We start from the raw sequence: 302 nt of genomic DNA on the forward strand, positions 1-302 counted from the left end.
CGACCACCGCGGCCACCGCGATGGCGAAGCCCACGAGCGTCAGGGACACGGCGAGCCCGCTGAGCACGTCGGGCAGCACGGGACGCCCGCTGACCCAGGAGTCCCCCAGGTCTGCGCGGACCACCCCGGACGTCCAGCGCAGGAGCTGCTCCCCGGCCGTGGGGGCCAGCCCGAGGTCCTCCCGCACGGACGCGAGCGCCTCGGGGGTGGCCACCTGCTCCTGCGAGCGGGCCCGCAGCACGGTGAGCGCCGGGTCGCGCCCCGACAGCCACGGGAGGGCGCCGACGACGGCGAGCGCCGCC

Annotated in this window: 1 pseudogene; it reads right to left on the reverse strand. The window is 78.5% G+C overall.

Annotated features, from left to right (window positions below):
- Window positions 1–302, reverse strand: a pseudogene (locus FHN55_RS23105) (ABC transporter permease); the annotation flags it as partial.

The sequence above is a fragment of the Streptomyces sp. NP160 genome (assembly GCF_006335115.1).
Classification (GTDB): Bacteria; Actinomycetota; Actinomycetes; order Actinomycetales; family Quadrisphaeraceae; genus Quadrisphaera.